This window comes from Microbacterium sp. JZ31, assembly GCF_016805985.1.
Taxonomy (GTDB): Bacteria; Actinomycetota; Actinomycetes; order Actinomycetales; family Microbacteriaceae; genus Microbacterium.
In genome coordinates this window covers 3,019,835-3,044,367 of the sequence record NZ_CP017661.1, presented here as the reverse complement: position 1 = coordinate 3,044,367, position 24,533 = coordinate 3,019,835, and the positions used below count along the sequence as shown (strand labels likewise).

General features: G+C 72.2%; 24 protein-coding genes. 14 read left to right on the top strand and 10 right to left on the bottom strand.

Annotation, left to right across the window (positions count from 1 at the left end):
• The first annotated feature begins 82 nt into the window (after positions 1–82).
• Positions 83–643, top strand: a complete 561-nt coding sequence (locus BJP60_RS14435; protein ID WP_203136565.1) for a thioesterase family protein — start codon at positions 83–85, stop codon at positions 641–643.
• A gap of 21 nt (positions 644–664) precedes the next feature.
• Positions 665–1,930, top strand: a complete 1,266-nt coding sequence (locus BJP60_RS14430; RefSeq protein WP_203136564.1) for a hypothetical protein — start codon at positions 665–667, stop codon at positions 1,928–1,930.
• Positions 1,931–2,391: 461 nt separating this feature from the next.
• Here the strand turns inward: BJP60_RS14430 and BJP60_RS14425 are convergent, their stop codons facing one another.
• Both BJP60_RS14425 and BJP60_RS14420 read right to left on the bottom strand, forming a co-directional pair.
• Positions 2,392–2,958, bottom strand: coding sequence for a hypothetical protein (locus BJP60_RS14425; protein ID WP_203136563.1), 567 nt, complete (start codon positions 2,956–2,958; stop codon positions 2,392–2,394).
• The gene (locus BJP60_RS14420; protein ID WP_203136561.1) at positions 2,955–3,587 is read right to left on the bottom strand and encodes a hypothetical protein; all 633 of its coding nucleotides are present in this window, start codon (positions 3,585–3,587) and stop codon (positions 2,955–2,957) included. Before BJP60_RS14420 ends, BJP60_RS14425 begins: the two co-directional genes overlap by 4 nt.
• Before the next feature lie 94 nt (positions 3,588–3,681).
• Here BJP60_RS14420 and BJP60_RS14415 point away from each other — a divergent pair, with 94 nt between their 5' ends.
• A complete protein-coding gene (locus BJP60_RS14415; protein WP_203136559.1) occupies positions 3,682–5,025 on the top strand; it encodes a hypothetical protein in 1,344 nt (447 codons plus the stop codon).
• Here the strand turns inward: BJP60_RS14415 and BJP60_RS14410 are convergent.
• From BJP60_RS14410 to BJP60_RS14395, 4 genes are read right to left on the bottom strand one after another with little or no spacing between them, the layout of a single operon-like run.
• A complete protein-coding gene (locus tag BJP60_RS14410; protein WP_203136557.1) occupies positions 5,012–5,524 on the bottom strand; it encodes a hypothetical protein in 513 nt (170 codons plus the stop codon). The two genes, BJP60_RS14415 and BJP60_RS14410, sit on opposite strands and share 14 nt — an antisense overlap.
• Complete coding sequence (locus tag BJP60_RS14405) at positions 5,512–6,120, bottom strand: hypothetical protein (RefSeq protein ID WP_203136555.1); 609 nt, start codon at positions 6,118–6,120, stop codon at positions 5,512–5,514. The genes BJP60_RS14410 and BJP60_RS14405 overlap by 13 nt, the downstream gene beginning before the upstream one ends.
• Positions 6,117–6,851, bottom strand: a complete 735-nt coding sequence (locus BJP60_RS14400) for a hypothetical protein (protein WP_203136554.1) — start codon at positions 6,849–6,851, stop codon at positions 6,117–6,119. Before BJP60_RS14400 ends, BJP60_RS14405 begins: the two co-directional genes overlap by 4 nt.
• A complete protein-coding gene (locus BJP60_RS14395; RefSeq protein WP_203136552.1) occupies positions 6,848–7,381 on the bottom strand; it encodes a DUF1990 family protein in 534 nt (177 codons plus the stop codon). The genes BJP60_RS14400 and BJP60_RS14395 overlap by 4 nt, the downstream gene beginning before the upstream one ends.
• Before the next feature lie 117 nt (positions 7,382–7,498).
• On the opposite strand from BJP60_RS14395, the gene BJP60_RS14390 reads away from it, so the two are divergent.
• The 4 genes from BJP60_RS14390 (at position 7,499) to rocD (ending at position 13,822) form a co-directional block, all read left to right on the top strand.
• The gene (locus tag BJP60_RS14390; protein ID WP_203136551.1) at positions 7,499–11,296 is read left to right on the top strand and encodes a proline dehydrogenase family protein; all 3,798 of its coding nucleotides are present in this window, start codon (positions 7,499–7,501) and stop codon (positions 11,294–11,296) included.
• 67 nt (positions 11,297–11,363) lie between these two features.
• Positions 11,364–11,594 carry a hypothetical protein gene (locus BJP60_RS14385; protein WP_203136550.1) on the top strand — a complete coding sequence of 77 codons (231 nt, stop codon included), beginning with the start codon at positions 11,364–11,366 and terminating at the stop codon, positions 11,592–11,594.
• A 195-nt stretch (positions 11,595–11,789) separates the two neighbouring features.
• The gene (ddaH, locus tag BJP60_RS15375; protein WP_238439456.1) at positions 11,790–12,647 is read left to right on the top strand and encodes a dimethylargininase; all 858 of its coding nucleotides are present in this window, start codon (positions 11,790–11,792) and stop codon (positions 12,645–12,647) included.
• Positions 12,644–13,822, top strand: a complete 1,179-nt coding sequence (gene rocD / locus BJP60_RS15370; protein WP_238439455.1) for an ornithine--oxo-acid transaminase — start codon at positions 12,644–12,646, stop codon at positions 13,820–13,822. The genes ddaH and rocD overlap by 4 nt, the downstream gene beginning before the upstream one ends.
• A 275-nt stretch (positions 13,823–14,097) precedes the next feature.
• Here rocD and BJP60_RS14375 read toward each other — a convergent pair whose 3' ends face one another.
• Positions 14,098–14,955, bottom strand: coding sequence for an alpha/beta hydrolase (locus tag BJP60_RS14375; protein WP_203136549.1), 858 nt, complete (start codon positions 14,953–14,955; stop codon positions 14,098–14,100).
• A gap of 96 nt (positions 14,956–15,051) precedes the next feature.
• Between BJP60_RS14375 and BJP60_RS14370 the strand changes: the two genes are divergently transcribed.
• Together BJP60_RS14370 and BJP60_RS14365 are read left to right on the top strand one after the other, a co-directional pair.
• Positions 15,052–15,474 carry a MarR family winged helix-turn-helix transcriptional regulator gene (locus tag BJP60_RS14370; RefSeq protein ID WP_238439454.1) on the top strand — a complete coding sequence of 141 codons (423 nt, stop codon included), beginning with the start codon at positions 15,052–15,054 and terminating at the stop codon, positions 15,472–15,474.
• Between the two features lie 5 nt (positions 15,475–15,479).
• The gene (locus tag BJP60_RS14365; RefSeq protein WP_203139422.1) at positions 15,480–16,853 is read left to right on the top strand and encodes an MFS transporter; all 1,374 of its coding nucleotides are present in this window, start codon (positions 15,480–15,482) and stop codon (positions 16,851–16,853) included.
• Positions 16,854–16,921: 68 nt separating this feature from the next.
• Here BJP60_RS14365 and BJP60_RS14360 read toward each other — a convergent pair whose 3' ends face one another.
• Together BJP60_RS14360 and BJP60_RS14355 are read right to left on the bottom strand one after the other, a co-directional pair.
• Positions 16,922–17,578: a ThuA domain-containing protein gene (locus BJP60_RS14360; RefSeq protein ID WP_203136545.1), complete on the bottom strand. Its 657-nt coding sequence runs from the start codon at positions 17,576–17,578 to the stop codon at positions 16,922–16,924.
• An 86-nt stretch (positions 17,579–17,664) separates the two neighbouring features.
• Complete coding sequence (locus BJP60_RS14355; protein WP_203136544.1) at positions 17,665–17,874, bottom strand: hypothetical protein; 210 nt, start codon at positions 17,872–17,874, stop codon at positions 17,665–17,667.
• A 127-nt stretch (positions 17,875–18,001) separates the two neighbouring features.
• Between BJP60_RS14355 and BJP60_RS14350 the strand changes: the two genes are divergently transcribed.
• The 4 genes from BJP60_RS14350 to BJP60_RS14335 all read left to right on the top strand — a co-directional run bounded on the left by BJP60_RS14350 (position 18,002) and on the right by BJP60_RS14335 (position 22,662).
• A complete protein-coding gene (locus BJP60_RS14350) occupies positions 18,002–19,051 on the top strand; it encodes a lipoate--protein ligase family protein (RefSeq protein WP_203136543.1) in 1,050 nt (349 codons plus the stop codon).
• A 96-nt stretch (positions 19,052–19,147) separates the two neighbouring features.
• Entirely contained in the window at positions 19,148–20,137 is a 990-nt protein-coding gene (locus BJP60_RS14345; RefSeq protein ID WP_203136542.1) for an LLM class F420-dependent oxidoreductase, read from the top strand.
• Positions 20,138–20,309: 172 nt separating this feature from the next.
• Positions 20,310–21,794 (top strand): MFS transporter, encoded by a 1,485-nt coding sequence (locus tag BJP60_RS14340; protein WP_269467741.1) that lies wholly within the window; start codon positions 20,310–20,312, stop codon positions 21,792–21,794.
• Positions 21,795–21,894: 100 nt separating this feature from the next.
• Positions 21,895–22,662 (top strand): SGNH/GDSL hydrolase family protein, encoded by a 768-nt coding sequence (locus BJP60_RS14335; RefSeq protein ID WP_203139416.1) that lies wholly within the window; start codon positions 21,895–21,897, stop codon positions 22,660–22,662.
• A 101-nt stretch (positions 22,663–22,763) separates the two neighbouring features.
• Here the strand turns inward: BJP60_RS14335 and BJP60_RS14330 are convergent, their stop codons facing one another.
• Positions 22,764–23,783, bottom strand: coding sequence for an SDR family NAD(P)-dependent oxidoreductase (locus tag BJP60_RS14330; protein ID WP_203136541.1), 1,020 nt, complete (start codon positions 23,781–23,783; stop codon positions 22,764–22,766).
• Positions 23,784–23,845: 62 nt separating this feature from the next.
• On the opposite strand from BJP60_RS14330, the gene BJP60_RS15420 reads away from it, so the two are divergent.
• Positions 23,846–24,427, top strand: a complete 582-nt coding sequence (locus tag BJP60_RS15420) for a TetR/AcrR family transcriptional regulator (RefSeq protein WP_203136540.1) — start codon at positions 23,846–23,848, stop codon at positions 24,425–24,427.
• The last annotated feature ends 106 nt before the right edge of the window (positions 24,428–24,533 follow it).

Sequence of the window (24,533 nt, the reverse complement as noted above, 5' to 3'; positions counted from 1 at the left end):
CAGAAGAAATCGACGCGTCACGTTGTCGCCGCCTCACAACGAACGCGGTCGCGGCGGGCGGATCGTGCCAGCATCGTGGCTCGTGAACGTGATCTGGCGAACCCTTCTCGTGATGCTCCAGGCGCGCCGGCGGCGTCGGCGACAGGGGCGTCTCGCCCCCACCGCGGTCGGCCGCATCCGGCTCACGACGCTGCCGACCGACATCGACGTCCTGCGGCACATGAACAACGGCCGGTACCTGTCGCTGTTCGATCTCGGGCGGTGGGATCTGATGGTGCGCACGGATCTCGCCGAGATCATGAGGGAGAAGGGCTGGTATCCCGTCGTCGCGAGCGAGACCGTCACGTTCCGCAAGTCGCTGAACCTGTGGCAGCGGTTCGAGCTGCAGTCGCGCTGGGTCGGCCACGACGACCGAGCCCTCTACCTCGAGCACCGCGCTGTCGTGCGCGGCGAGATCTACGCGAGCGCGCTCATCCGCGGCCGCATCCTGCGCCGTTCCGGCGGGACCGTTCCGATGGACGAGCTGCTCGAGGCGCTCGGGCTCGAGGACGAGCTGCCCGAGATGCCCGCCTGGACGCACGAGTGGGCGAGCAACGTGGCGCTGCCCTCGACGCGACGACCCGCGCCGAGTGACTGGGATTGAGTTCCCGCTAGCCTGAGCGCCATGATCGCCGTGCGCATCGCCACCGACCTGTGGCGGATCGTCGCGCACCGGTGGATGGAGCTGCTCGCCTGGTGGATCGCGGGGGTCCTGATCCGCGATCTGGTGCTGCACGCCGCGGCCGAGGTCGCCGGCTTCAGTCCGTTCCTCGCGGTCTTCGTGCTCGCGCTGGCGATGCTGGCCCGGCTCGTGGTGTTCGTCGCGATGCTGCTCGTCGTGCGCGACGAGCTCGACGGCCTCGTCGATCCGCACCTGCCCGGCGTCGCGGAGTTCATGCGCGCGGTGCTGGGCGCGGCGGGCCCGTTCGCGATCTTCTACTACGTCAGCGGCCTGCTCGAGCAGGACTGGCGGAGCTACCTCGAGCTCGCCGCCGCGGCCCACCAGGCGGCGTGGGGCGGCGACCCGCCCGAGCTCTGGGTGATCGGGCTCAACGTGCCGACCGTGATCGTGATCGTCGTGTGCCTCGCGCTGCGGGTCGCGTGGGGACGGTCCCAGGAGCGGCTGCTCTGGTGGATCGGCGGCGCCGCCGTGCTGCTCGAGGTGCTGTGGGTGTTCTTCACCGAGTACGCGTTCGACGACGCCCTCGGCCGGGCGGGGGAGTGGCTGCAGGGGCGTCAGCTCGGCGTCTGGATCGACGACGCGCGCGCCGCCCTCGCGGAGATCGCGGCTCCGCTCGTCGCGCTGTGGGATGCGATCGGGCCGCTCACGACCGTGCTGTTCGAGGCGCTGTTCGTGCCGATCGCCTGGATGCTCGCGGCGGCGACGGTGTACGGCCGCTCCCTCGACGAGCAGGCCCGGCCGGCGTCCGCCGGGCGCCGCGTGGGCGAGACCGTCGTGGGCGAGGTCGTCGACCAGACCGACACGCTCCGCAGCGCCCTGCGCCTGATGCGCCGCACCGGACCCGTCGTGCTCGCCGCGTACTGCCTGGTCTACGCGCTGATCGGCGCCGTCGAGCCGCTCGTGCTGTGGATCGTGTCCCGGCTCGTCGGCCCGCACGATACCTCGAGCGTGCTGCACGCATTCGTGCCGCAGATGGCCCTGCTTCCGACGCTCGTCGTGACGCCGCTGCTGATCGCGCTCGTCGCCGCGGCCTGCAACCTCGCGGTCGGGCACCTGTCGGCCCGTCCCGGCGCGTCAGCCGCGGGGAGCGGGGACGGCGAAGCGCAGCCTGTCGCGTCCGGTGTCGGTGACGACATCGACCGAGACGAGCAGCTCGTCGGCGACGTCGCCCGGGACGAGGAACACGCCCCGCAGCTCGGCCGGGCCTGACGACTCGGGATCGCACGCGTCCGTGCGCTCCACGTCGTCCGCCAGGCTCGCGAAGGCCTCGGGCGCCCACGTGCGCGGCGGGACCGCTCCGGGTCGGTGCTCGAGCAGGGCGCGGCTCGGCGCCTCGGCGAGCGAGGAGATCCCGCAGCGCATGCCCTCCTCCCGCGGGTCCACCGCGACGATCGCCTCCAGCAGCCGCGCGCCTTCCGGCAGGGGGTCATCGAGCGGATCCTGCAGTGCCGTGACGTCCCGCAGCACGACGGGCTGCCACGCGGCGCCGAACCCGTCGTGACCCGCGCCCTCGGCCACCGAGATCGCATGCACGCTGCGGCCGCTCGACTCGTAGCTGCTCCAGCCGGACAGGGCGAGGGTGACGACGGCGGCGAGCGTCACGCCCGACAGGATGAGCGCCTGGCGCGCGCGCGACGACGCTGCTGTCGGGACGGACGGCTGCGGCGCCGTCATCCGGCCCACCCCGATCGCTCGACGGTCTCGACCGGCGCGACCTCCACGGCCCCGAGGTCGATGTCGAGCACGAGGCGGTCGTCGAAGCGCGTGACGACATCCTTCGACAGCCGCAGCTGCGCGCGACCCTGGATCCCGTCTTCGGGCAGTTCGAACACGAGGCTCCCGGTCACGGGCAGACCCGCGCGCAGCGTCGCGGACTCGAGCGTGCCCGGGATGCGCGGGACGGGGAAGTAGGTGCGTCCGTCCGTCTCCAGCTGGACGCCCTGCAGCAGCGTCGGCGCCTCCGCCCCCGTCGCATCCAGCATGAGGTCGACGATCAGGAACGTGCCCTCGAACCGCTCCTCGTCGTCTGTCTCGATCGTGTGGGCGGACCGCACCGCCGTCGGGCGGGCCGAGAACGTACGGCCGTGCGTGGTCTCGCCGATCGCCATCGGCACGTCGAACGGCATCTCGTGCGTCGCCGTGGAGTAGGCCAGATGCGCGTGCGGAGTCAGCGCGTTCACCACGCACGCCGCGATCGCGATGCCCAGGGCGGTGAGCCACGTGGCGGCGCGGCTCATGACGTCGCTCCCGTGCGATCCGCGATCGGCACGTCGACCTCGGCCGCGGGCCGGTGATCGACCCACGTCCAGGAGTCGTCGATCAGCTGGAACTGCCGCAGCCGGCCATCCGAGACGATGACGCGCAGGCCGGCATCCGGATCGATCGCGCCCGCCGGGGCCTCCCACTGCAGCAGGATCGGCGTCGGCACCGCGGGCTGCAGCCACCCGATCGCACCCCCGTCCGCGCGCGAGGTGCGGTCGGGCTTCTGCTCGGGCACCTGCGGGAACTCCAGCACCTGGTCGATCACGTCCGTGGTGCCCAGCGGCCGGGTCCAGTTGTTCGTGACCTCGAGCTGCACCCTCAGCGCCTCGGCGCCCTCCTCGAGGAACAGCTCCGGATCGTCCGTGAGCTCGGCCGACAGGATCCGCACCGTCACCTGATCGCTGACGTGCGCGTCGCCGGGCGCGACGGCCGCGAGGGGTGCGGGGTCTCGGTGCGCCGGCGCGAAGCCGCCCAGCAGCCAGACGGCACCGGCGGCGAGCGCGAGGACGGCGACCGTCATCCAGAACCCACGGCCGAGCGTGACGGCGCCGCGCGCGACGAGCGAGCCGGCCCGCCGGATCGTCTGCGTGACGCTCGCCCCCACGCGCGGCACTCTATCGGCACCGGCCTCCCGGCGGCGGGCGTGCACGCCTCGGTCGTGCCCATCGCGGGCGCGCCGGGCGCGATAGCGTGGGCGCGTGCTCGGGATGCTCGCCACCACGGGGCGGCTGCTGGCCGCCCACTGGCCCGCGCTGCTCGCGTGGTACCTCGCGGGCGTGGTCGCGCATTACGCCGCCATCCAGCTGGCGGGGTTCGTCGGGGCATGGAGCGACCTGGGCGGTGCGCTGCTGCTGCCGCTCGCGCCGCTCGCGAAGCTGACGGCCTATGTGGCCATGCTGCTCGTCGTGCGCGAGGGTCTGCGTCACCTCGGAGCGCTCGCACCGCTGCCGCTCGACTCGGCGGAGCGGCGCCGCGACTTCGGCCGCGCCCTGCTGGGTGGCATCGTGCCGTTCGTCGCGTTCTACACGGCGTACAGCTACCTCGAGAACGACATGTGGGAGTTCATCGGGCGCGCTCTCGCTGTGCGAAGCGAGCACGCCTTCGATCACATCGACTTCGCGAACCCGGACCTGAGCGGCTCACCCCGGGAATGGGACTACGTGCCCGGCGAACTGATCGTCTCACCCGTCTCCCTCACCGTCGTCGCCGTCGCGTTCGCCGCACGCTGGATGCTCGGGCGGGCCCGCCTCAAGAAGATCGGCTGGCTCACGCCGCTCGGCGTGTATCTCGAGGCGCTCTGGGTGACGGTCAGCCTGATGCTGGTGCTGGATCTCGTCGGGATCGTCACGGGCTGGGTCGAGGGTCGGATGGCCATCGTGTGGCTCGCAGACGCCCGGGTCTGGCTGGCGGACATGCTGTTCCCCATCGTCTGGGCGTGGGACGCGCTGATCTGGCTGATCGGCGAGGCCGGTGCCGTGATCCTGCTGCCCGTCGCCTGGCTCGCCGTGGCGGGGTCGATCTACGGTCATGCGGTCGCGGCGAAGGCGCCGGAGCTGTCGAGCGGATTCGGGCACGTGCGACGTCGTTACGAGCGACTCGGGGCACCCGTCAAGCGCGTCGTGCGGGACACGTCGACTCTCGCGACCTCGAGATTCGCACCCATCGCGCGCGCGGTCGTGCTGATGTGGCGAGCGGGGCCCGTGCTGATCGGCGGCTATGTGCTGCTGTATGCGATCGTGACGGCGCTCGAACCGCTGCTGCTGTGGCTCCAGACGCGGATCATCGGCCCGCAGGACTTCCAGACGTTCTGGCTCGCGGTCGGCAACGCGGTGCGGCGGATTCCGGACATCCTGCTGCAGCCCGTGCTGATCGCCGTCGTCGCCGCCGCGTACGACGCCACGCTGCGCCGGCTCGTGCCGGGAGGCAGCGCGGGCGCGCTCCCCGCGGACGCGGTCGCACCCGCGGCCGTCGCCGTGCCGCCGGGCGCGCCGCTGCCACCAGGTGCGCCCCGGCCCGTCGGCGCGGACGTCACGGCGCGATGAGCCGAAGGAACCGCGGTTGCTGCCCTGCGACGACCAGCTCGATCGCGAACGGCCCCGTCGCATCCGCGGGCACGAGGAACGGCGCCTCGACGACGTAGCGCCCGGAGTTCTCCGTCGTGCAGGAGACATGCCCCGTCCGGTCGAGGGCGTTCGGCTGGACCTCCCAGTGGCGCCGCTGTCCCGTCGTCTCCCGGAGGGTGACCGTGCAGCCGGGCGACTCCGCGCCGGGCTGCACGGGGATCTCGGCCACGAGGATCCTCGCGCCATTCGGGATCCTCTCGCGCTGCGTCGCGGTGCCGTCGGACACGCGTGCGGGGCCGAAGGTCGCGCCGGCGAAGTCCGCGCTCTCGCCCTCGCGGACGTCGATCGGAGAGATGGGGCGGAAGCCGTAGTAGGTGATCCACTCCTGCCCTCCGATCACGACCACCGCTCCCGGGATGAGGAGCGCGAGCGCCGCCAGCGCGAGGGCGTTCCGTCGCCACCATTTCATCGCGACCACGCCCGATCCGCGATGTCGGCGGGCGCGTCGAACGGCAGCGCCGTGAGGTCGACGTCGAGTCGGATGACCGAGTCCAGCTGCCGGTTCACGGCGTCGAATCCGAACTCGACGACCGCGCGGCGATTCGCCTCGGAGTCCTCCAGTGCGTCCGCCGGGAGCTCGAAGGCCGCGGTCGCGGTGCTCGGCAGACCGATCGAGAGACGCTCGCGCGGCGCCGCCGCCAAGTTCGGGCGCTCACTCGCGCGGTAGGTGCGGTCGCCCCCCTCGCCGTCGGGGATGCGCAGGTCCATCCGCGCCAGCGAGGCGCCGGTCTCCTCGAACATGGCCTCGGCCTCGAACGTCACGAGCAGCCAGGGACCGTCACCGCGCCAGCCGTGCGCGTCGGAGAGCTCCGACGCGCCCGCGACGTCGAGCACCGTGAGCTGCAGGTTGCGACCCTGCGCGAGCTCCCCGACGGACGCCGCCACCGGGAACTCCTGCTTGGCGAAGTCGGAGTCGGGTGCGAGCGCCGCGACCACCCATGCGGCGGCGACGAGCCCGATGCCGACGGCCCAGCGCCCCGCCGAATGCAGGCGCGTGCGACTCAGCGGGCTCATCCGCTGCCCTCTTCCTGATCCGCACCGGCACCCACGTCCTCGATCGGCAGGTCGACGTACGCCGCCGGACGCGGGTCCGTCCAGACGTGGTCGTCCTCCGATCCACCCAGGCGTTCGAAGTCGTATCGCTCGTAGTCCGACAGCGTCACGCGCAGCGAGTCGCCCTCGCGCAGCAGGTCGGCGGGAACGGGCCACGTGACGACGACCTCGACCGGCACGTCGGGCTGCAGGTACGGGTTCGTCGTCGCGTCGTCGAGGCGGGCGACCGACGGTGTGACGGGCCCGCCGCCGCCCGCACGTTCGTCGGGCAGGGCCTCCGCCACGAACGTCTCGCCGGCGAACTGGGTGCTGAGCAGCGGCTCGTCGGTGATGTTGGTCATGGTCGCCGTGACGGCGAGCACGCGCTCGCCCGCCACAGGGAACGTGCCCGACCCCGGCAGCTCGTCGATCAGCACCGCCCGATCGACACGGATGTCGAACTGCTCGTTCGTGTGCGTGTCGCCCGGCGCGTGCACGGGCAGCGGCTCGGGTTCGGCGGCCGGTGCGTCCGCGAGTCCGCCGAAGGCCACGGTCGCGCCGAGGAACGCGCCCGTGGCGGCGACCGTCACCCAGGTGGCGGGCAGACTGCCCGCCGCGACGCGGATCCAGGTTGCAGGTGTGCGCCGTGCGGGCCTCGCCCCCGCCGCCTGGGTCGTGGTTCGGGGGTCGCCCGCTCGGGTCTGCTCGCTCATCGCCGGGCTCCCGCGGGAAGGTCGTCCGCGAGCGCCCGCAGGTAGCGCTCCGTGTACAGGTGCTGCATCAGCCGCACGAGCGGGTACGCCGCCCAGAAGAACCCGTTCGCCGGCCGCGAGAACGCGCGCACGTGCACCCACACGGACCCGTCCGGGTCCCGCTCGACGAGGAAGGCCTCCTCGCCGCGCTCGGGATGCCCGCGCAGCGTGCCGTACGCGAAGCCGCGCACCGTGGACTCGTCGACCACGTAGACGACGCGGCACGGCACGTCGCGCGGCCAGCGACCGATGCGCAGGACCGCGACGTCGCCCGGCGCGAGCGGGCGGTCCGCCGCGTCCACCCGGATGCCGGAGCGCCGCTGGATGCCCCAATGCAGGATCGCGTCGCCGGCCGCGCGCCAGGCGTCCTCGCCGTCGCCGATGCGGGCGCGCCGGTCGATCGGCCGGTATCCGCGCGGAGGGCGGCCGAGGAGGTCGTCGCGGCGCGTGCCGCCGACCTCCGCATACGTGAGCGCGTCCCCCGAGCGCATGCGCTCATCCTGTCAGTGCTCGGGATGCGAGGCACGTCCGGCCCGCGAAGCGCGACGCCGTTGCGGATATCGGGCGCGCTCGTCGCCATCCGGGATCCGGGTACTTAGGCTGATCGCATGGCCGACGATCTCGACCCGAACCCCACCGTCACCGACGCCTCCCACCACCTCGTGGAGGCGGCCGTGACCCTCGCCGAGCGCTGGGTGCGCGAGGCCGTGCCCGACCCCGAAGGAGCGCAGAAGGACAGCGCCGATCCGGCCGCCGCGCGACTGGCCGGCGTGCTGCAGGATCCGAACGGGCTGCCGTTCACGCTCGGCTTCGTCGACGGCGTGATGCGCCCCGAGAGCGCGTCCGCGGCGGCGGGCAACCTCAGCCGCGTCGCGCCACTCGTACCCGGCTTCCTGCCCTGGTACCTGCGCGGGGCCGTGCGGCTGGGTGGGACGGTCGCGCCGTTCCTGCCCGTGCCCACCGTGCCGATCGCGCGCCGCGTGCTGCGCGAGATGGTGGGGCACCTGATCGTCGACGCCCGGCCCGAGAAGCTGGGCCCCGCGCTCGCGAAGCTGCGCGAGGGCGGCGCGCGGCTGAACCTCAACCTGCTCGGCGAGGCCGTGCTGGGAGAGCAGGAGGCCAAGCGCCGGCTCGCGGGCATCCAGGAGCTCGTGAAGCGCCCGGATGTCGACTACGTCTCGGTCAAGGTCTCGGCGATCGCGAGCCACCTGTCGATGTGGGCGTTCGATGAGACCGTCGACCACGTCGTCGAGCGCCTGCGGCCGCTGTACCTGTCGGCGGCGCTGCACGGCACGTTCCTCAACCTCGACATGGAGGAGTACCGCGACCTCGATCTGACGATCGCGGTGTTCCAGCGGCTTCTCGCGGCGCCCGAGCTCAAGGGCTACCGCGCGGGCATCGTGCTGCAGGCCTACCTTCCCGATGCGCTGCCGGCCCTCGAGCGGCTCACGGCGTGGGCGACCGAGCGCGTCGACGCGGGCGGCGCGCCGATCAAGGTGCGGCTGGTGAAGGGCGCGAACCTCGCGATGGAGCGCGTCGACGCCAAGATGCACGGCTGGCCCGTCGCGACGCACGCATCGAAGCTCGACAGCGACGCGTCGTACATCCGGTGCCTCGACTACGCGCTGCACCCCGAGCACGCCCGCGCGGTCAGCGTCGGCGTCGCGGGGCACAACCTGTTCGACATCGCGTACGCATGGCTGCTCGCCGGCGAGCGCGACGTGCGGGAGCAGATCGAGTTCGAGATGCTGCTCGGCATGGCGCAAGGCCAGGTGGCGGCGGTCGCGCGCGAGGTCGGCCATGTCCTGCTGTACGTGCCGGTCGTGCGCCCCGACGAGTTCGACGTGGCGATCAGCTACCTCGTGCGCCGGCTCGAGGAGAACGCGTCGAGCGAGAACTTCCTGTCCGCCGCGTTCGGCATGGCGGAGGACACCAGCCTGTTCGAGCGCGAGCGCGACCGCTTCGTGGCGTCGGTCGAGCGGTCCGCGGATCCCTCGCTGCCGGTCGGGGCGAACCGGAAGCAGGATCGCGCGGCGTCGCCGACGCCGCAGGAGGTCGCGGCCTCCGACGCGGACGGCGATCTGACGCAGATCGCGACCGACATCGCGCGCGGATCGCACACGCCCGCGCTCGCGACGCCGGAGGACACCGTGGCGGTGGATCCGGCTGACGAGTTCCGTGCGGTCGCGGACGCCGACTTCGTCGAGACCGCGGTGTTCGCGCGGCGCGAGGTCGGGCGCGCCGAGGGTGCGCCGGGCTTCCAGAACGCCCCCGACACGGATCCGGCGCTTCCCGCGAACCGGGCGTGGTCGCGCGAGATCCTGGCCCGGATCCCGTCGTCCACCGCGGGTGACGCGACGATCGCGGCGGCGCGTATCGACGACGAGTCCGCGCTCGAAGCCGTGATCGCACGCGTGCGCGCCGCGGGCGAGGAGTGGGGCCGGCGTCCCGCGGCCGAGCGCAGCGCGGTGCTGCAGCGGGCCGCCCGCGCGCTCGAGGCGCGCCGCGGCGAGCTGATCGAGGTCGCCGCCTCCGAGACCGGCAAGGTGTTCGCCGAGGCGGACGTCGAGGTCAGCGAGGCCGTCGACTTCGCCGCCTACTACGCCGCGACCGCGCGCGAGCTCGACCGCGTGCCGGGGGCGGTGTTCCAGCCGTCGCGGCTGACGGTCGTGACCCCGCCGTGGAACTTCCCCGTGGCGATCCCGGCGGGCGGCGTGCTGGCCGCGCTCGCCGCGGGCTCGGGCGTCGTCTTCAAGCCCGCGCCGCAGGCCCGCCGCTGCGCGGCGGTCGTCGCCGACGCGCTGTGGGACGCCGGCGTCCCCCGCGACGTGCTCGCGCTCGTGGACATCTCGGAGGGCGACCTCGGCCGCCAGCTGATCTCGCACGAGGCCGTCGACCGCGTCATCCTGACCGGGGCGTGGGAGACAGCGAAGCTGTTCCGCAGCTGGCGTCCCGACCTGCCGCTGCTCGCCGAGACCAGCGGCAAGAACGCCATGATCATCACGCCGTCGGCCGACCTCGATCTGGCGGCCGCCGACCTCGTCAAGAGCGCGTTCGGCCATGCCGGTCAGAAGTGCTCGGCCGCCTCGCTCGCGATCCTCGTCGGCCCGGTCGCCCGCTCCCGCCGTTTCGCGCGCCAGCTCGTCGACGCGACGCGATCGCTCCGCATCGGCCCGCCGTCCGATCCGCTGTCCGAGGTCGGACCCGTGATCGAGGTCCCGAAGGGCAAGCTCGACTGGGCGCTCACCACGCTCGAGGAGGGGGAGAACTGGCTCGTCCAGCCCAAGCCGCTGCGGGACACCGGCTGGCAGTACGAGGAAGGCCGGTTCTGGACCCCGGGCATCCGCACGGGAGTGAAGCCCGGATCGCGCTTCCACCGCGAGGAGTTCTTCGGACCCGTGCTGGGCATCATGCACGCGCCGACACTCGCGCGGGCGATCGAGCTGCAGAACGCCGTCGACTTCGGACTCACGGCGGGCCTCTACACGCAGGACCCGGACGAGCTGGCCCAGTGGCTCGACACGGTCGAGGCGGGCAACCTGTACGTCAACCGCGGCATCACAGGCGCGATCGTGCAGCGCCAGCCCTTCGGCGGCTGGAAGCGCTCCTCGGTCGGTGCGGGGACCAAGGCGGGCGGCCCGAACTACCTGATCGGGCTGGGGTCGTGGCGCTCGTCCACCGGCGGCCCCTCGGGCAAGTCGCTGCACCTGCGCGGCCTGGACACCCGCATCGTGGCGCTGATCGAGGCGGCCCAGCCGTCGCTGTCGTACGAGGAGTACGACTGGCTGCGCCGCGCCGCGCTGTCCGACGCGATCGCGTGGGATCGCGAGTTCGGCAAGGTCAAGGACGTCTCGGAGCTGGGCATCGAGCGCAACCTGTTCCGCTATCGCCCGGTGCCGCTCGCGGTGCGCGCGACCGCCGACGCCACCTGGCAGGCGGTGCTGCGCGTCGCGATCGCGGGCATCCGCGCGGGCGGAGGGTTCACGCTGTCGGCGCCCGTCGGCCTGCCCCCGGCCGTGCGGCGCGTGCTCGGTCAGCTGGATGTGCCGGTGTTCGTCGAGTCGGACGAGCAGTGGATCCGCCGCGTCGGCGGGGCACCGGAACCGGCCGCCGCCGATCCGGCCGCGGATCCGTCCGCCGGTACGACCACGATCCCCGTCGGGCAGCTGATCTCGGACGACGAGCGCCCGCCCCGCGCGCGCCTGGTCGGGTCGCCCGAATCCGTCGCCGGCCTGCGTGCCGCGCTCGCCGCGGGCGTCGACGGCGATCCCGATCTCGCGGTGTACGCGGGCGAGGTCACGACCGCGGGCCGCATCGAGCTGCTGCCGTTCCTGCGCGAGCAGGCGATCACGATCACGGCTCACCGCTTCGGCAACCCGGATCGCTGGAGTGCAGAGGTCATCTGACGCGAGCTGACGCCCCGGCTCGCGACGCATCTGTCGCGAGCCGGGGCGGAGGCGTACCGTGTGCGCCATGGAAGCCCTCATCGGGATCTCGGGAGACGCGATCATCCTCCTGTCGGGAATCGCACTGCTCGCCGCGCTCGGCGGCGGCGCGGTGATGTGGCGCCTGCGCGAGCGTCGCGAGCAGCGCGAAGCCGCGCACGACGACCTCCGGCGCGCCGGGGAGCCGTCCGAGCAGTCGCCCGAGGGCGCCGCGCTGCGCGCCGAGGGCAAGGCCAGCTGGATGCGCCCCACCTTCTGAGCCGCCCCGCGGCAGGTGGCGCACCGCGGCAGGCGACCCCGCGGGTTCGGGCGACGCGACGGCGCACCCTGAGCCGATCCGGGATCCCCGCGGGAGCGCGTGCCACAATGGACCCGGCGTGCCCGTGCCGTTGGCGTTCCCCTCGCTCCGCCGGGCCTCTGGACAGCGTCCGCCGCCCCTTCGCTGAGGAGCAACATGTCCGAACGCATCGCACACCGCCGCCGCTACCTGATGTGCCGTCCCGAGCACTTCACGGTGAGCTACTCGATCAACCCGTGGATGGAGCCGGCCAACCCGACGGACACCGCGCTCGCCGTCGCGCAGTGGCAGAAGCTCTACGACACGTACCTCGAGCTGGGGCACGAGGTCGAGCTGATCGACCCGCTGCCCGGCTACCCCGACATGGTCTACACCGCCAACGGCGGCTTCGTGATCGACGGCGTCGCGTACGGCCCCGAGTTCCGGTACGTCGAGCGCCAGGGCGAGGCGCCGGCCTTCATCGACTGGTTCCGCGCCAACGGGTTCGACACCCGGGTGCCGGAGGAGGTCAACGAGGGCGAGGGGGACTTCCTCCTCGCCGGCGACGTGATCCTCGCCGGCACGGGCTTCCGCTCGACCGGCGACAGCCACGCCGAGGTCGCGCGCGTCTTCAACCGCGAGGTCGTGAGCCTCATGCTCGTCGACCCGCGCTTCTACCATCTGGACACGGCCATCGCGATCCTGGACCCGGTGGTCGAGGACGGCGCCGAGCCGGGCATCGCCTACCTGCCGCACGCGTTCGACGACGCGAGCCGGGCCGAGCTCGAGCGCCGGTTCCCGAACGCCATCCGGGTCTCGGACGCCGACGGCGCGGTGTTCGGCCTGAACTCGGCGAGCGACGGCCGGAACGTCATCATCTCCCCGCGGGCCAAGGGCTTCGAGGCGCAGCTGCGCGAGCGGGGCTACAACCCGATCCTCGTCGACCTGTCCGAGCTGCTGCTCGGCGGCGGAGGTATCAAGTGCTGCACGCTCGAGCTGCGCGGTGCCGCGGGCGAGCCGGGAGGTGCGAGGTGACGGCCGCGCACGAGCCGCACGTCGCGCACAACTACCACCCGCTGCCCGTCACGATCGCGACCGGCGACGGCGCGTGGGTCACCGACGCGGAGGGCAAGCGCTACCTCGACATGCTGTCGGGCTACTCCGCGCTGAACTTCGGCCACCTGAACGCCGAGCTCGTGCAGGCGGCGCAGGATCAGCTGGGTCGCCTCACGCTGACGAGCCGCGCCTTCTACAACGACAGGCTCGCGTCCTTCACCGACGCGCTCGCCGAGCTGTGCGGCAAGGACCTCGTGCTGCCCATGAACACGGGCGCCGAGGCGGTCGAGACGGGCATCAAGGTCGCGCGCGCGTGGGGCTATCGCGTGAAGGGCGTCCCGGCGGGCGCGGCCGAGATCATCGTCGCGCGCGGCAACTTCCACGGGCGCACGACGACGATCGTCGGCTTCAGCGACGATCCGCAGGCGCACACCGACTTCGGTCCGTACGCGCCGGGCTTCGTCGCCGTCCCGTACGGCGACGCGGACGCCATCGAGGCCGCGATCACGGATCGGACGGTCGCCGTGCTGATCGAGCCGATCCAGGGCGAGGGCGGCGTCGTCCTGCCGCCCGAGGGCTACCTGCGGCGCGTGCGCGAGGTCACGTCCGCGCGCAACGTCCTGTTCATCGCGGACGAGATCCAGTCGGGCCTCGGCCGCGTGGGCGAGACGTTCGCGTGCGACCGCGAGGGCGTGGTGCCCGACGTGTACCTCCTCGGCAAGGCGCTGGGCGGCGGCATCCTGCCGGTCTCGGCGGTCGTGGCCGACCAGGACGTGCTGGGCGTCATCCGGCCCGGCGAGCACGGCTCGACGTTCGGGGGCAACCCGCTCGCCGCGGCCGTCGGGCTCAAGGTCGTCGAGCTGCTGAAGTCGGGCCGATTCCAGGAGCGCTCGCGCGAGCTCGGCGCGCACCTGCGGCAGGGGCTCGAGAAGCTCGACGGCGTCGTGGCGGTGCGGTCGGCGGGCCTCTGGGCGGGCGTCGACATCGATCCGTCGCGCGGCACGGGCCGCGAGGTCGCCGAGCGCCTCCTCGCGCGCGGCGTACTCGCGAAGGACACGCACGGCCAGACGCTGCGCATCGCACCGCCGCTCGTCATCCGCGCCACGGAGATCGACTGGGCGCTCGAGCAGCTGCAGGTGGCGCTGCGCGGCTGACACCTCGCCCGGGTTCGCTCCGTCTGACAGGTTGCCCCCGCCGTTCCTCGAGCGAGGAGCGCAGTGAGGAGTCGAAACGGTCGCTCGCCACCTCGGGCGGCGGTCGCCGGTGGTCCGGGCCGTTTCGACTCGCTTCGCTCGCTCAACGAGCGTGGGGTCTTCCGCCCCTGTTCGTTGAGCGACGAGCGCAGCGGAACCCCGCTGTTCGTTGAGCGACGAGCGCAGCGAGGAGTCGAAACGGTCGCACCCTGCCTCGGATGGAGCCCGGCGGGCGATCACGCCGGAAACCGCTCCTCCAGCCAGGCCAGCAGATCCGCGCGGATCTCGGCCTGCGCGACCTCGTTGAAGATCTCGTGGCGAGCACCGGGATACACGCGGGTCGTGAGGTCCTCGAAGCCCGAGCGCACGCGGTAGGCGTCCTCGAGCCTGCGCACGGACGCGGGTCCGCCGACCGGATCGTCCTCGCCGACGAGCAGCAGGATCGGCACGTCGTGTCCGGCGATCCGCCGCAGGCCGCGCCGCGGCCGGCCGAACATGATGCCGGCCGCGTCGCGCACGCCGAACAGCCGCAGCAGGGGCGTCGTCGTGGTGAGCGGGTCGTCGAGGAAGGCACGTCCGACCTCAAGGTCAGACGACAGCCACTCCACCCCGAGGGCGTCCGGGCCCTTCCAGCGGGCGTTGAGCGGCGCCGGATTCAGCGAGCCCGGCCAGCGCAGCGCCGATCCGCTGAGGACCACGGCGTCGTACGCGGCCGGATCGCGATCGAGCAGCATCTGCGCGAGGAACGATCCCCACGAGTGACCGACCAGGACGAGCGGGAGGCCTGGATCGTCGTCCCGGATGATCCGCGTCATCCGTGCGACCGCCGCGACCGCCGCCGCGTGGCCGCCCGCTCCGAGCCGGCCGAGCCGCGCGGCGTCGTCGCCGTGCTGGCGCATTCCCGTGCGGCCGTGTCCGCGGTGGTCGTCCGCATAGACCGTGAAGCCCGCGCCGACCAGCGCGTCGATCAGCGCGGCATAGCGTCCGGCGTGCTCCCCGACGCCGTGCAGCAGCTGCACGACGCCCCGGGCGGGCTCTGCCGGATGGACGTCGTAGACGATCGCGACCCCGTGGTCGTCGATGAACTCGGGCATGCGCCGATCCTGCCAGAGCGCGACGGCGCGGCCTCGACGGTGACGTCAGGCCCGGGCGGTATACTTACCCAAACTAATGAGTTATGCTAAGCAATGATGACCGACCTCTCCTCTGACGCCTCCGAGATCCGTGCCGCGGCGATGCGGCTGTCACGACGCCTCCGGCAGCAGCGAGCGGTCACCACGATGTCCGATGGACAGTTCGCGGTGCTCGTCGTGCTGAAGCTGCACGGACCGCACACCCTCACCGCGCTCGCGGAGCGTGAGGGCGTGACCGCGCCGTCCATGAACCGCACGGTCAACTGCCTCGAGGAGGAGGGCTACATCACGCGCGAGCCCGACGAGGTCGACCGCCGCAAGGTCAACATCGCCATCACGGACAAGGGCGACACGGTCGTGCGCGACACCGTGCAGCGCCGCGACGAGTGGCTCGCGAGGGTGCTGGCCGACGTGCCCGAGGCCGACCGCGACACGCTGCGCGCCGCCGCGCGCATCATCCTGGAGGTGATCGAGCGATGAGCGCGATGTTCCGATCCTTCGCCTCGTTCAACTTCCGCGTCTGGTTCATCGGCGCGCTCGTGTCGAACGTCGGCTCGTGGATGCAGTCGACGGCGCAGAGCTGGGTCGTGCTCACGCAGCTGACCGACAACGACGCCGGCGCCATGGGCGTCACGATGGCCCTCCAGTTCGGGCCGCCGCTGCTGCTCGTCGGCGTCTCCGGCTGGGTCACCGACCGATTCGATCGCCGGCGCATCCTGATGGTCACGCAGGTCGTCCTGCTGCTGCTGTCGTTCACGATCGGCACCCTGCTGCTGCTCGACGTCATGACGCTGCCGCTGATGTACGTCTTCGCCTTCGTCATGGGCCTCGTCGTCGCGTTCGACAACCCCGCGCGGCAGGCGTTCGTCACCGACCTCGTGCGGCGCGAGAACGCCTCCAACGCGGTCGCGCTCAACGCCGCCTCGTTCAACGGCGCCCGCATGATCGGCCCCGCCGTCGCGGGTCTGCTGATCGTCGCGGTCGGCACGGGCTGGGTGTTCCTGCTGAACGTGCTCGCGTTCGCGGGCATGCTCGTGGCACTGTTCGCGATCCGGTCCGGCGAGCTCATCCCGCGCAAGAAGGCGGACGCCTCGGCCCGCCTCGCGGACGGCTTCCGCTACGTCGCGCGGCGCCCCGACCTCATGGTGATCTTCGCGATGGTGTTTCTGCTCGGCGCGCTGGGCATGAACTTCCCGATCTTCGCCTCGACCATGGCGCTCGAGTTCGGGCAGGAGGCGGACGGATTCGGCCTGCTGAGCTCGATCCTGGCGATCGGATCGCTCGTGGGCGCGCTGCTCGCGGCCCGTCGCGCCCGCGCGCGGCTGCGCGTGGCGATCCTGGCGACAGGCGGGTTCGGCGTCGTGTCGATCGTGTCGGCGTTCATGCCGATCTACTGGCTGTACGCCGTGTGCCTCGTGTTCGTCGGCTTCACGGTCGTGACCACGCTGACGACCGCGAACGGCTACGTGCAGACCACGACCGACGCCTCGCTGCGCGGCCGCGTGCTCGCGCTGTACGTCGCGATCCTGATGGGCGGCACCCCGCTCGGCGCGCCGCTCGTCGGCTGGATCGCGGCCGAGTTCGGCCCGCGCGCGGCGATCCTCGTCGGCGCGGCCGGCGGACTCGCGGCGTGCGCGATCGGGCTCACATGGGTGATCGCATCGGGCCGCCTGCACCGCCGCCGCGACGAGGGCTTCGGCCTGACGCTCGACGAGACGCGGCCGATCGAGGTCATCACGCGGCCGCAGCCCACGGTCGCGCCCGAGGAGTTCAGCGACCAGGGCGCTCAGACCGCGGCCATCCGCCTCGTCGACGACGAGGACGAGCTCGACGAGCGCCCAGCGCGCCGCCGGACCTGACGCCGCCGCACCTTATCTGCTGCGGGTTGGGCGAGAACGCGCGGGCGGAGCGGCCGGTCGATCCCCGGTCAGAACCTCACCGCCCAGGTCGCCAGCCGGGCGATGAGCGCGCGGTGCGACGGCGAGTCGTACGAACGGGTGTCGTGGCCGAGCAGATCGACCGCGACGCGAGCGGCGCCGTGCTCGCGCACCCAGACGACCGGGTGCACGACGCCTGCGTGCTCGTGGGTGGCGACGACCTCGCGCTCGCCGACCGCCTGCAGGAAGGCGTAGCGCTCGTCGAACGCGGTCAGCGGCTCGGTGCCGGCCAGGGGATGCGCGCTCCACGAGAACGTGGCGTCCGAGATCGGCGGGTGCATCGACGCGCGGGGCAGCCAGACGCCGCCCACCGCCGGCGCCCACGCGGCGTGGTCGCGCAGCGAGGACAGTGCCGCGTGCATCGCGAGCACGCCGATGCCGCGCTCGAGCGCCGCCTCGAGCCCGGCGACGGACGCCGCCGGTGCGCCGACTGCGGGCGGGTCCTCGTCCCACGGATCGCCGGCGTTGACCACGAGCAGATCCGCGCCGACGAGCCGCTGCAGCGCATCGTCCACGGGCGCGATGTCCACGGCGAAGCCCGCCTCCTCGAGCATGCGACGCAGCCGATCCGACGTCTCGGCGAAGGGATGCCACGGATCCGCGTAGCGGCCGGAGCCGGTGGCGATGACGGCGCGCAGCGGCCTCATGCGCGAGCCTCGACGCGGCGGTTGTGCTGGATGAGCGGCGCGAGGATCACCAGCGCGGTCGCCAGCACCCAGCCGACGAGCGCCCATCACACCGCGGGGTGCTCGAGGAACGCGACGCCCAGGACGCCGCACGCGCCGGCGGTCGCCCGCAGAAGCATCGCGCGCCGAGAGAGGCGCAAGGGCCTGTGCCACAGCGGCACGCGCGCGTCGGGATGATCCCGGATGAGGACAACGGTGGCGATCGCCCACGTCGCGACGGACACGAGCAGCAGCGCCAGCCCCGCAGTGAGTTCCATGCCCTGATCCAACCATCGCGAGCGGGCGTCGACACCCCGAGCGGGCAGGATCGGGCATGCCGGCTCGGCGCGCGCGTGCCCGGTCGACGCCGGATCCGTGCGCGCACGACGCGCATAGGCTGGGTGCATGCACGGCGAATACAAGGTGCCAGGGGGCAAGCTCGTGGTCGTCGACCTCGAGGTCGTCGACGGGAGGATCGCCGAGTTCCAGCTCGCGGGCGACTTCTTCCTCGAGCCGGACGACGCGCTGCTCGACATCAATGCCGCGGTCAACGGGCTGCCCGACACCGCGGACGTGCCGACGATCGCCGCCGCGGTGCGCGGCGCGCTGCCCCCCGGCACGCAGCTGCTGGGCTTCACTCCCGAGGCGGTGGGCACCGCGGTGCGCCGAGCGCTCGTGACGGCCTCGGCGTGGACCGACTTCGAGTGGGAGGTCGTCGACGACCCCGCCGTCTCGCCGCACATCAACCTCGCGCTCGACGAGGTGCTGACGGGCCGCGTGGGCGACGGTCGACGCAAGCCGACGCTGCGCATCTGGGAGTGGGACCAGTCGGCCGTCGTGATCGGATCCTTCCAGTCGTATCGCAACGAGGTCGACCCGGACGGCGCCGCCCGCCACGGCTTCGACGTCGTGCGCCGGATCTCCGGCGGCGGCGCGATGCTGATGGGCGCGGGGCAGATCATCACGTACTCGCTGTACGTGCCGGCCTCGCTGGTGGCGGGCCTGACGTTCGCCGACTCGTACGCGTTCCTCGACGACTGGGTGCTGCAGGCGCTGCGGTCGATGGGCATCGACGCGACCTACCAGCCGCTCAACGACATCGCGAGCCCGACGGGCAAGATCGGCGGCGCCGCCCAGAAGCGCCTCGCGAACGGCGGCGTGCTGCACCACGCGACGCTCAGCTACGACATCGACGGCGAGACGCTCACACAGGTGCTGCGCATCGGGCGCGAGAAGCTCAGCGACAAGGGCACTGCCTCGGCCGCGAAGCGCGTGGATCCGCTGCGCAGCCAGACCGGGCTCGCGCGCCGCGAGATCATCGACAGGCTCATCGCGTCGTTCCAGCAGTTCACGGGCGCGACCATGGGCACGATCACGCCCGACGAGTACGCCGAGGCCGAGGCGCTGGTCGCGTCGAAGTTCGCCACGGACGCGTGGCTGCACAGGGTTCCCTGACGCCGCAGCGGGGAGCCGCGACCCGGGCGGATCGTCCAGCCGATAGCCTGACGAGCGTCCGGCGGCGGCGCCGGCGACGACGCGAGGAGAGCAAGGATGCGATTCGGGATCTTCATTCCGCAGGGCTGGCGCTTCGATCTGGTCGACATCGACCCGGCACAGCACTGGAGCACGATGCAGTCGCTGGCGATCGCGGCCGACGCCGGGCCGTGGGAGTCGCTGTGGGTCTACGACCACTTCCACACCACTCCGGTGCCGAGTGAGGAGGCGACACACGAGGCCTGGACGCTCATGTCCGCCTTCGCCGCGTCGACGAGCCGCATCCGTCTCGGCCAGATGTGCACGTGCATGGGCTACCGCAACCCCGCGTACCTCGCCAAGGTCGCCGCGACCGTCGACCACGTCTCGGCCGGCCGGCTCGAGATGGGCATCGGCGGCGGCTGGTACGAGCACGAGTGGCGCGCGTACGGCTACGGCTTCCCGGAGATCCCGGATCGCCTGAAGATGCTCGGCGAGGGCGTCGAGATCATGAAGCAGGCCTGGGAGACCGGATCCGCGACGCTCGACGGCACGTACTACGAGGTCGACGGCGCGATCGTGCGTCCGATGCCCGTGCAGGGCGGCGGCATCCCGTTCTGGATCGCCGGCGGCGGCGAGAAGGTCACGCTGAAGATCGCCGCGAAGTACGCGTCGTACACGAACTTCAACGGCGGGGTCGAGAACTTCACCCGCAAGAGCGACATCCTGCGCGGGCACACCGAGCGGCTCGGCCGCGACTTCGCGTCGATCACGCGGTCGGCGAACTTCAACACCGTGATCGGAGAGACCGAGGCCGAGGTCGCCGACCGGCTCAAGGCCATCGAGGCGCGCGTGCGGCCGTACGTCGGGGACGACGCCATGGAGCGCTTCATGCACAGCTACACGGGCGGCGAGGCGCTCGTCGGCACGGTGGAGCAGGTGACCGAGCAGCTCGCCGCGATGCGCGACGCGGGGATGGGCTACGCCATCCACTACTTCCCGGAGTCCGCGTACGACCCGAGCGGCGTCGAGCTGTTCGAGCAGAAGGTCGTGCCCGCGCTGGCCTGATCCCGCCGTCGTCAGGAGGCGTCGCCGATACCGGCGGCGCCTCTTTCGTGCTTCCCGTTCCGGATGTCGGAGGCCCGTCGTAAGGTGCCGTGCATCGGGGGAGGTTCCGGGTCTTGACCCACGAGCTTGTAATTTGCAAGTATGACCACGACGTCGACGGGGAGGTCGCCTCATGGAGCAGGACGCACCCAGTACCAGCACCCGCACGGCCGTCGCGCCTCCGCCCGGCGGGATGCGCACCTTCCTGCACGTGCTCATCAACACCGCGGTCGCGAACATCACGACGAGCTTTTTGTGGTTCGGGCTGACGTTCTGGATCTATGCCGAGACGCGCAACGTGATCGCGACGGGCGTGATCGGCGGGGCCTACATGCTGTTCATCTCGGTGTTCAGCATGTTCTTCGGCACGCTCGTCGACCGCTTCCGCAAGAAGGCCGTGATGCTGTGGGCGACGGTCATCGCGTTCTTCGTGTTCTGCCTCGACACCGCGTTCTTCTTCCTGATCGGCGAGGAGCAGATCGTCGACCTGCGGCTGCCGTGGTTCTGGATCTTCGCGGTCGTCATGCTCGCCGGCGCGGTCGTCGAGCAGCTGCGCAGCATCGCCCTGTCGACGACCGTGACGCTGCTCGTGCCCGACGAGCGGCACGCGAACGCGAACGGCATGGTCGGCACGGTTCAGGGCGTGTCGATGCTCGTCACGAGCGTGCTCAGCGGCCTGTCGGTCGGGTTCCTCGGCATGGGCTGGACGCTGATCATCGGGCTCGCGGCGATGCTGATCGCGATGCTGCACCTCGCGGCGCTGCGGATCCCCGAGCGCGAGATCGTGCATGTCGAGAACCAGACCAAGTGGGTGGACATCCGGGGCGGCTGGCAGGCTGTGCTCGCGGCGCCGGGGCTGCTCGCGCTCGTGCTGTTCTCGACCCTGAACAACTTCGTCGGCGGCGTGTACATGGCGCTCATGGACCCGTACGGCATCGACCTGTTCGGGGTGCAGGGCTGGGGCATCTGGTTCGCGGTCGCATCGACCGGCTTCATCGCGGGTGGTGCGGTGATCGCGGCGACCGGCCTCGGCAAGCGGCCCATGCGGACGATGCTGCTGCTCGCCGCGTTCATCGGCGGTGTCGGCGCGGTGTTCACGCTGCGCGAGTGGGGGTGGCTCTACATCCTCGGCTGCTGGATCTACATGGCCTGCATCCCGGCGATCGAGGCGGCCGAGCAGACCGTGATCCAGCGTGTCGTGCCGTACGAGAAGCAGGGCCGCGTGTTCGGTTTCGCCATGACGTTCGAGGCGGCGGCGGCGCCGATCACGTCGCTGCTGATCGCGCCGATCGCGCAGACGTGGGTGATCCCCTTCATGCGCGAGGACGGCGAGGCGCAGTGGGCCTGGCTGCTCGGCGAGGGCGAGAACCGCGGCATCGCGCTGATCTTCCTCGTCGCCGGCCTCGTCTGCGTGCTCATCGCGCTGCTGGCGTTCCTCACCCCGCAGTACCGGCGCCTGTCGGCCGAGTACGCGCAGGCGGCGCCCGTCGAGCAGCCGGACGCGGAGGCGCCGGCGGCCGACGAACCGGCCGTCGATGACGCGCAGCCCTCGGTCTCGACCACGCCCGTCGCCTCCAAGGCCGGGGGCGTGCCGGACACGGACCGCGACCCCGAGTAATCGGCCTGGGCACGCGCACTCGGCGGCCCGCATCCGAGGTCTTCACGTGCGGGCAAGCGGTCGTTCACCCGGATGGGATCCAATGCCGTCCGTGGGACGCATGCGGGCTGCGATCATCGGAGCCACGGCCGTGGGCGGTGCCGGCGCCGTGCTCGGCGGACGCGCGCTGCTGCAGCGGCAGGCCGCGATCGCTCGCAGCCGCATCGGCAAGCCGCACGGCGAGGAGGCGATCGACGCCGACCGGGTGTGGCGCAAGAGGTTCGACGGGCCGCCGCTCGAGCTGCTCGTGCTGGGCGACTCCATCGCGGCGGGACTGGGGGCGGAGCGCCGCAAGGACACGCTGGGCGCCCGCGTCGCCAAGGGCGTCGGCGCGCGACTGAAGCGACCCGTCCGCCTGCGCACGGCCGCGGTGGTCGGGTCCGAGTCGTCCGCGCTCGGCGCGCAGCTCGACGCGCTCCCCGCGGACTACCGGGCGGATGTGGCGGTGATCGTCGTGGGCGGCAACGACGTGACGCATCGCGTGCCGATCTCGGCGTCGGTCACGCACTTGACGCAGGCGATCCGGCGCCTCCGGGCGGCAGGAGCCGAGGTCGTCGTCGGCACGTGCCCCGACCTCGGTGCGCTGCGGCCCGTGCCGCAGCCGCTGCGCGCGCTCGGGGCACGGATCTCGCGGCGTCTCGCGAACGCGCAGGCCGCGGCGGCATCGGCGGCGGGGGCGCGGCCGGTGTCTCTGCGCCGTGCGGTGGGCGCCGTGTTCATCTCCGACCCGCACGAGATGTTCAGCCTCGACCGCTTCCACCCCAGCGCGCTCGGCTACCGCCGCACCGCGATGGCGCTCGTGCCGGCGGTCGTGGAGGTGCTGTCCTAGACGGCGTCCGCGCGCGGTGCCGCTGTGCTCCGTGAGCGAGGTGTCCCGCCTCCAGCCGCGCACCGGCGCGTCGAGCCGCGGCCCGACGCGCCGGTGTCAGTTCACGCGGCGGACCAGCCGCCGTCCGAGGCGAGGATCGCGCCGCTGACGTTCGTCGAGTCGTCGCTCAGCAGCCACGTGATCGAGGCCGCGAGCTGGTCGGACTGGGCGACCGCGGGCAGGATCGCCATGGCGCGCTGGATGCGCTCGGCGCCGAGCGGCGACGCGAACGCCGCCTCGATGTTCGTCGCCACGCCACCGGGGCACACGGCGTTCACACGGATGCCGGATCCTGTGTACATGAACGCGGCCGACTTGGTCAGGCCGATCACCGCGTGCTTCGAGGCCGTGTAGGCGGCGCCGGCGGCCGAGCCGCGCAGGCCCGCCTCGCTCGCGACGTTCACGATCTGCCCGGCGGCGGCCTTCTGCATGGCGGGGATCACGGCGCGCATCAGCTTCATGGTGCCGTTGACGTTCACGTTGAACACCCGGTTCCACACGGCGTCGGTGACCTCGCCGACGGGCGTCATGTCGTCCATGATCCCGGCGACGTTCGCGAGGCCGTCGATCCGGCCTTCCGCCGCGGCGACGATCTCGGCGACGCCCGCGTCGTCCGTGATGTCGGCCGCGAGGGCCACGATCTCGGCGTCGGAGTGCGCGGCCGCGAACTCGTCGAGGCGCTCCCGGCTGATGTCCACCGCGATGACGCGGCCGCCCTCGCGCGCGACGCGCGACGCGGTGGCGCGGCCGATGCCGGAGCCGGCTCCGGTCACGATCACGGTCTTGCCGGCGAAGCGGCCGGGCGTGATCTTCTCGATGAACTCGGACGGGGCCGGCGCGGCGACTCCCTGCTCGCCGACGGCCTCCTCGGTCTCGCCGCCGACCGCCGTGATCAGCGCGTCGGCCATCTCGTCCGTGAACTGGCCCTGGCTCATCGACACGAGCTGAGCCAGCGTGAAGCTCTTGGCGGGTCCGAGCGAGTCGACCGATCCGCCGGCCTTGGCGAGGAGCTCGGAGAGGGCGGCGTTGCCGGCCGGGTCGGCCAGCCACTCGCCGATGGTGTTGTGCTTGCTGAGTGCCATGAGGGTCCTTTCACCTGACACACGTGTATCGGACAATGCTGTCCGGTAGATACGCTACGCCGATGAGCACTTCTCGTCCACGCGTCGATGCGCGCCGGTCGTCGGCGCCCAACCGCGGTCCGGCGGCCGCCGCCGACAACCGCCGGGCGCTCATCGCCGCGGCCCGCGCGGTCTACGCGGAGCAGGGCCCGGCCGTTCCCTTCAGCGCGATCGCCAAGCGCGCGGGAGTGGGGCAGGGCACGCTGTACCGCCACTTCCCCGATCGCGTCGCGCTCGTCCTGGCCGTGTTCGACGAGAACGTGGACGCGCTCGAGGAGGCGCTGCGCGAGGACGGCACCATCATGACGCTCCTCGACCGCGTGATCGATCAGGCCTCGGTCTCGACGGCGTTCATCCGGCTGCTGTCGGAGCACCAGCACGACCCCCGCGCCCGCGAGCTCGCCCTTCGTCTCGACCGGCTCGTCGACCTGCTGCGCGAGCGCGATCAGACGGCGGGCCGGATCGGAACGCACGTGCAGACGCTCGACGTCCAGATCGCGATCAGCATGCTCGCGCACGAGCTCGCCTCGACCCCCGAGAGCGACCGGGCGACGGTCGCGGCGCGCGCCCGCCGTCTCTTCGAGCTCGCGTTCCGCTCCGCCTGAGGCGGTGCGACGCGTCCCGCCCCTTGCCTGGCGGGGCGCGCCCGTCAAGCACTCCGCCCGATCGCGTGCGCGTGGGAGAGTGGAGGAAAGGACTCGAGGGGACGAC